The 6,899-nt window shown below is 46.8% G+C and carries 6 protein-coding genes; 5 read left to right on the top strand and 1 reads right to left on the bottom strand.

The window, feature by feature from the left end; genetic code table 11:
- Nucleotides 1-222 precede the first annotated feature (222 nt).
- Entirely contained in the window at nt 223-1,446 is a 1,224-nt protein-coding gene (locus VMW01_14640) for an RsmB/NOP family class I SAM-dependent RNA methyltransferase (protein ID HUW07483.1), read from the top strand.
- A 47-nt stretch (nt 1,447-1,493) separates the two neighbouring features.
- On the opposite strand, the gene miaB is transcribed toward VMW01_14640, so the two are convergent.
- Nucleotides 1,494-2,888 (bottom strand): tRNA (N6-isopentenyl adenosine(37)-C2)-methylthiotransferase MiaB, encoded by a 1,395-nt coding sequence (gene miaB, locus VMW01_14635; GenBank protein ID HUW07482.1) that lies wholly within the window; start codon nt 2,886-2,888, stop codon nt 1,494-1,496.
- Nucleotides 2,889-3,194: 306 nt separating this feature from the next.
- Between miaB and VMW01_14630 the strand changes: the two genes are divergently transcribed.
- The 4 genes from VMW01_14630 to VMW01_14615 form a co-directional block, all read left to right on the top strand.
- Nucleotides 3,195-3,947, top strand: coding sequence for a YebC/PmpR family DNA-binding transcriptional regulator (locus VMW01_14630; GenBank protein HUW07481.1), 753 nt, complete (start codon nt 3,195-3,197; stop codon nt 3,945-3,947).
- 63 nt (nt 3,948-4,010) lie between these two features.
- Complete coding sequence (locus VMW01_14625; protein HUW07480.1) at nt 4,011-4,490, top strand: hypothetical protein; 480 nt, start codon at nt 4,011-4,013, stop codon at nt 4,488-4,490.
- A gap of 96 nt (nt 4,491-4,586) precedes the next feature.
- A complete protein-coding gene (locus tag VMW01_14620; protein ID HUW07479.1) occupies nt 4,587-5,054 on the top strand; it encodes a hypothetical protein in 468 nt (155 codons plus the stop codon).
- Between the two features lie 216 nt (nt 5,055-5,270).
- The coding region (locus VMW01_14615; GenBank protein ID HUW07478.1) for a hypothetical protein at nt 5,271-6,899 on the top strand (1,629 nt) is incomplete at its 3' end.

Genomic DNA, 6,899 nt, shown 5'->3' with positions numbered 1-6,899 from the left:
ATCCTTACCAGAATGCTTAACCAAGAAAAGGTTCTTAAAACATACGCTGTAGATGGTATTCGTGGCCGTTTTTATGGTGTTACTGATTGGTTCAACGATAAGGAAGAGCTGAAGGCTGACGTTAAGGCTAAGCTCGTCGTTTAACTAATTGCTACAAAAAACAATTTGGAGAAGCCCTTATTCAAGGGCTTTTCTTTTTACTTTTGCGCAATAAAATTCTCCATGGCTAAATTCGTAAAACACGCAGATGAGCTCACGCTCTTCCTTCTTGCCGAAGCAATCCGAAGGTTTGATGTGACCCCCGGCTTTGCTGACAAAATTCTTCAACGTCTTTTCGGTGAAAAGAAGGGGCTTAAGGATGGTGATCGGTGGAGTGTTTCCCAAATGTTTTACGATTTTCTTCGTAATAAGCGATTGCTGGAGTCCGGCATGGACTTCACCGGATATAAGCCCATTGAGCGTGCCTACATGTTGGCAGCGGCATACTTTGCCTGGAGGGGCGTAAACGTGCCTAAGCGGCTCGACTTGCCCCGTCTCAATATTGAAGCATTTCTGAGGAGGGTGGAGAGCGCGGCTGCTGCCAATCCAGCAGTTAACTTTTCTGTGCCCGATTGGCTTTTCAGCCTTGGAAAATTGGAGCTGGGCGATAGGTGGTTGGCGGAGCTGGAGGCACTTAACCAATCTCCACTGCAGTTTTTACGGGTAAACACCATGAAAATTTCGGCGGTAGAGTTAAAAGGGCTGTTAGAATCGCATGGGTTTGAGTGTAGCATTGCAGCTGAGGTGCGTAATGGCATTGCGATGGGACGGAGGGTAAACCTATTTACAACAGCTGAGTTTCACGAGGGTCTATTTGAGCTGCAGGATATTTCGTCGCAGCAGGTGGCAGAGCTCCTTGATCCCAAGCCCGGCATGACGGTATTGGATGCCTGTGCCGGAAATGGCGGAAAAACGCTGCATATTGCAAACTTGATGGAGAATAAAGGCCGATTAATTGCAGCAGATACGCTGAAATGGAAGCTCGATACGCTGAAGTTTCGAGCTAAAAGGGCCGGTGTATTTAACGTTGAGATACGACCTGCGGCTAATGCCAACGCGCTTGCAAACCTTAATTTAAAAGTTGATCGATTGTTGCTCGATGTTCCTTGCAGTGGAACTGGCGTGTGGCGTCGTAACCCCGAATCGCGCTGGTTAATGCAGGAAAATGCGCTGGAGAACCTTCATCACCAGCAGTCAGAAATTCTCCGTTCCTATTCTACAATGGTTAAAAAGGGAGGGAAAATGGTTTACTCCACTTGTAGCATTCTTCCTTCGGAGAATCACCTGCAGGTTGAGGCTTTTCTGAACGAGAATTCCGACTTCGAGTTAGAAAAACAGCTGCAGCTGCTTCCGTCTCAAACGGCAGGTGACGGATTTTATATGGCACTGCTTACCCGAATGGGGTAGTCATACCTTTATATAATAGTGGTGCGATTATGTAACTGGGAATTTATCTACTCTTCCACTATTTTCCCAATCAGAGTTGCAGGGGTGCAATCGGAAATTTCAACAAATACGTAATCTCCAATTCTGCAGCTTTCTTTTGGGAATACTACCACCTTATTATGCGAAGTTCTGCCATAGTAATATTCGGCAGAGCGCTTTGATTCCCCTTCAACCAGAACCTCAAACGACTTGCCAACATCCTTCCTCTTACTCAACTCTGAGAGCTTGTGCTGGAGCAGAATAATTTCATTGAGGCGTTTGGTTTTTATCGCTTCGGGAACATCGTCGGTGAGGTGACGTGCTGCCTTGGTGTTGGGGCGCTGGGAATACTTAAACATGTATGCAAAGTCGTAGTTTACCCACTCCATAAGTGAGATGGTATCCTGATGATCTTCCTCTGTTTCGGTGCAGAATCCGGTGATTATATCGGTAGAAATGGAGCAGTCGGAAAGGATGTGCTTTATGGCTCGTATGCGTTCCATGTAGAATTCCCTGGTGTAATTCCGGTTCATCAGCTTTAAAATACGGCTGCTGCCCGATTGCACAGGGAGGTGTATGTTGTTGCAAATATTCTCGTACATGGCAATGGTGTAGAGCACTTCGTCGGAAATATCCTTAGGGTGTGATGTGGAGAAGCGAACGCGGAGTGAAGGACTTACCTGTGCAATCATTTCAAGTAGCTCAGCGAAGTTTGTATTTTCATCCTCTCCCTTCCATCGGTAGGAATTCACGTTTTGACCAAGAAGGGTAACTTCCCGATAGCCATTGGCAAACAATTCTTCTGCTTCCCGAAGAATGCTTTTTGGATCGCGGCTTCGTTCTGCGCCACGGGTATAGGGTACCACGCAGTATGAGCACATATTATTGCAGCCGCGCATAATAGAAATAAACGCCGAAACGCCATTCTTGTCGAGACGAATTGGGCTAATCTCGGCATAGGTTTCCTCGCGCGAAAGCAGCACGTTAATGCCCTTTTGGCCACTTTCGGCTGCACGAACCAGCTGGGGCAGTTCCCGGTAGGCATCGGGGCCCACCACTAAGTCTACCAGCTTGTCGCTATCAATAAGTTCCTCCCGAAGGCGCTCGGCCATGCAGCCAATTACCCCAACTAATGTGGATGGACGTTTTTTCTTCTCCAAACGAAATATGTCCAACCGTCCCCATACCCGCTGTTCCGCATTATCGCGTATGGAGCAAGTGTTTATCAATATGATGTCAGCTTCTTCAATTCGCTCCGTAATAACATATCCGTTCGACTGCATGATGGATGCCACCACTTCCGAATCGCTAACGTTCATTTGGCAACCATATGTTTCGATGTAGAGCTTAGGTAGGTTCTCTCGGTAAACAGGTTTAATATTCTTAAACTCTATTGATTTTGGCTTATTGAAGAGACTACTCATCCTGTTGTTTTTTGCAAAGGTAATAGCAAATTCACAAAATGTGAAACAATTGCGACATATAGCTCTTACGTTGGATAACAACATCAGCACTTTCCAAATTTTCAATAATGTTGATCTTTGTAACCGATGTACTGAGCCATTGTAGAAGTACGCTTATGCGCTATACATCAACGCATTGTTGGCATTGCAACTGATGATGGGATTGATGTGTGGGAAAAAACGCCATGATTCTTCTATATGACAGGTTAAATTCTTATTTTTGAACTCCCAAAAAAAAGTTAGTAAACTAGAAAACTTGTAGGTGCTATGTCAGGTCATAACAAATGGTCCACAATTAAACGGAAAAAGGGTGCTTTGGATGCCAAACGCTCGAAAATGTTCTCCCGCATAATTAAGGAAATGATGGTTGCCGTGAAGGAGAGCGGACCCGATCCGGATTCAAACCCAAGGCTTCGTGTAGCAATCAACAATGCAAAGGGAGTTAATATGCCCAAGGAAAATATCCAACGCGCCATAAGTAAGGCCGATCAGGATAAAAATAGTCTGCAGGAAATGACCTTTGAGGGCTATGGCCCTGGTGGTGTGGCCATTTTCGTGGAGGCACTTACCGACAACAGCAACCGGACGGTTTCCACCATTCGATCTATTTATACCAAAAAGGGGGGTAACATGGGCACTAATGGCTCACTCAGCTTTCTTTTCGACCGAAAGGGTGTGTTTACCATTCCTGTTGCCAACGTTAAGAACATGGAAGGGTTTGAACTCGAGGTAATTGATGGGGGTGCTGAGGATATTGACGTGAACGAGGAGACTATTGAGGTTACTACCGCAATGGAGGACTTTGGACGAATGCAGAAAAAGTTGGAGGAGCTGGGAGTGGAGGTTGAAAATGCTGAGCTGCGCCGCATCCCCAACGATCTGAAGACCGTGGATGTTTCCACAGGTCTTAAGTTGCTTAGGTTGGTTGATGATTTTGAGGAAAATGATGATGTTCAGTATGTATTCCACAACCTAGAGCTAACCGAAGAGTTGATGACCGCTATGGAGGCTGCCGAATAGGGGAACAATACTTATCCTCCTTTTTCGTTTTTAGCAACAGTAATTATACCGTAATTGATACCAATGAAGGCAGCAAGGTTTTTTATTTTTGGAGTTTTGGTGGCCGCTTTGTCGGCATGTGGCCCAATGCACAATGTTACCGTCTCAAAAATGGGCGACGTGCAGGTGAGTTCCTTGGAGGGAAATAAGGTTAACATAACCTTGGTTGCCACGGTAAATAATCCAAACCAAAAGAAGATTATCATTAAAAAGGTTGACTTTGATGCCAACATGGGAAAACAGTATCTTGGGACGTTAACACTAAAAAACAGCGTAGTTATTCCCAAGAATTATAGTGGCGATGTGTCTGCCACCATAGTGCTGGAGCTACACAACCTGATTATGGGTGGTTCGCTATTGCTATCTGGCAATCCTCAAAAGTTGGCAGAAAAGGTAAAGGTAACGGGAAAGATCCGAGTTAAAGTTGGTATGTTTGGCAAAAGTCTCCGATTTAAGGATCAGTCAATAACGGAGGTGGCAAGCCAGCTGAAGGGGGTCAATTAAGTATTGGGCAAATACCATAAATTAAATACCTTTGTCGCAAACTTTACAGGGGTATTTTGTGATTCACCCCATACTGTAACATATAAAGGAATACCAATGAAGTTCACCATTGTAGCAATTGTCGTTTTGTTACTCCCATTTTCGTTGAAATCACAAACCGACTCCACTGCCAAGTACCATTACGTTCCTTACTTTCAACTTATTCAGCAGCCATCCTTGTCTGGTGGTAGCGTAACCGTTCATCAAGATTCTGCGGTGAAGACGCTATTCGACAACCTCGAGTTGTTGAATGCCAAAACCAAAGGCCTTCCGGGTTACCGCATTAGGATATTCAGGGAAAACAGCCAGCAGGCACGCCAAAAGTCGCTGGATTTGGTAGCTGAGGTAATTACCAAATATCCCGACTTACCATGTTATCGATACTACGACAACCCCTACTTCAAGGTATCTTTAGGCGATTTCCGCACCCGTTTTGATGCCATGAAAGCATACAGACAGGTGGTGAAGGATTTCCCTGACGCGTTCATAGTTCAGGAAACTATAAACTTTCCCAGAGTCGACTGACCAGCAGATGAAATCAACTCTAAATAATAATCCGGCTTATGCAGGCAGCAGATATAACAACAGGAGCAACTACCTCCAGCCTCGCAGAAGACGGATTAATCGTTTTGTGGACAACATTAGCACTACGCTGCTCAAAAATATTGGGGGCTACCATTACCGGCAGCTCCTTTTTATTGTTATATATTCGTTAAACGCACAACTAGAACACCGTAATCCATGAGCGACCAGATTAAGCATGAATGTGGAATTGCCCTTATTAGGCTGCTTAAACCGCTGAGTTTCTATAAGGAAAAGTACGGCAGCTGGCAGTATGGCCTGCAGAAGCTCTACCTGCTGATGGAAAAGCAGCACAATCGTGGGCAGGATGGTGCAGGTGTGGCCAGCATTAAGCTCGATTTGGAACCTGGCCGACGGTTTATCGACCGGTTTCGCTCCAATTCTGGTTCACCCATTAAGGATGTGTTCGATCATATTAACTCTGGAGTACAGCGCTATGCCGATAGGCCCGACCTCTTTTCGGACCCCGATTTTGCTAGAGCAAACATTCCGTTTGCTGCCGAGCTCTACCTGGGCCACCTGCGCTACGGCACCTTTGGCAACAACTCCATTGAGTACGTACACCCGGTGGTTCGCGAAAACAACTGGAAAACCCGCACGCTGGTATTGGCGGGCAACTTCAATATGACCAACGTGGGCGAGCTGTTTCAAAAGCTCATTGACCTTGGCCAACATCCCCTCGACATGTCTGATACCGTTACGGTACTCGAAAAAATGGGCCACTTCCTGGAGGACGAAAACCAGCTCCTCTTTCGTCAGTATAAGAACGAGGGCTATTCTAACTTCCAGATTTCTGAACTAATTTCCCAAAATCTAAGCATAAAGAAGGTGCTGCAGGCTGCCACCAAGGACTTTGACGGTGGCTATGCCTTGGCCGGGCTCTTTGGGCACGGCGATGCCTTTGTGGCCCGCGATCCCTGGGGTATTCGGCCTGCCTACTACTACAGCGATGACGAAATTGCGGTGGTGGCTAGCGAGCGTCCGGTAATCCAAACCGTGCTCAACGTTCCCTTCGAAAAGGTGCAGGAGATAAAGCCTGGATCGGCGCTCATCATTCGCCGCGATGGACATGTAAGCATGGAGGAGATTCGGGTTCCCGAGGAGCGGAAGTCATGCTCCTTTGAGCGTATCTACTTTTCGCGAGGAACCGACACCGAGATATACCGTGAGCGTAAACGGCTGGGCGAGCTGCTTACCCCGGCCATTCTGGAGGCAATAAACTACGAACTGGACGATACCGTATTCTCCTTTATTCCCAATACGGCCGAAACGGCCTTTTACGGAATGGTAAAGGGTGTGGAGAGCTACATGATGGAGCAGAAGAAGGCCGCCATAATGCAGGCCGCAGGAAGCCTTACCCCCGAGCTGCTAGACACCATTATCTCCTCGCGACCACGGGTGGAGAAAATTGCCGTAAAGGATGTAAAGCTTCGGACATTTATTTCGCAAGATACTGGCCGCGACGACCTCGTGGGCCATGTGTACGATGTTACCTATGGTGCCGTGAGGACAGGTAAGGATAACCTGGTGGTGATAGACGACTCCATTGTGCGTGGAACAACGCTCAAGCGTTCAATTCTCCGCATTCTCGATCGCCTTGGACCAAAAAAGGTTGTGGTGGTGAGCAGCTGCCCCCAAATTCGTTACCCCGACTGCTACGGTATAGATATGAGCAATCTGGGCGACTTTGTGGCCTTTAGGGCAGCCATGGAGCTGCTCAAGGATACTAACCAGGAGGCCATTGTTGAGGAGGTTTACCGCAAGTGCAAGGAGCAGCTCCATGGCTGC

Origin of the sequence: Williamwhitmania sp., from assembly GCA_035529935.1 — a bacterium.
Taxonomy (GTDB): domain Bacteria; phylum Bacteroidota; class Bacteroidia; order Bacteroidales; family Williamwhitmaniaceae; genus Williamwhitmania.
This window is presented reverse-complemented; position numbering and strand designations above follow the sequence as displayed.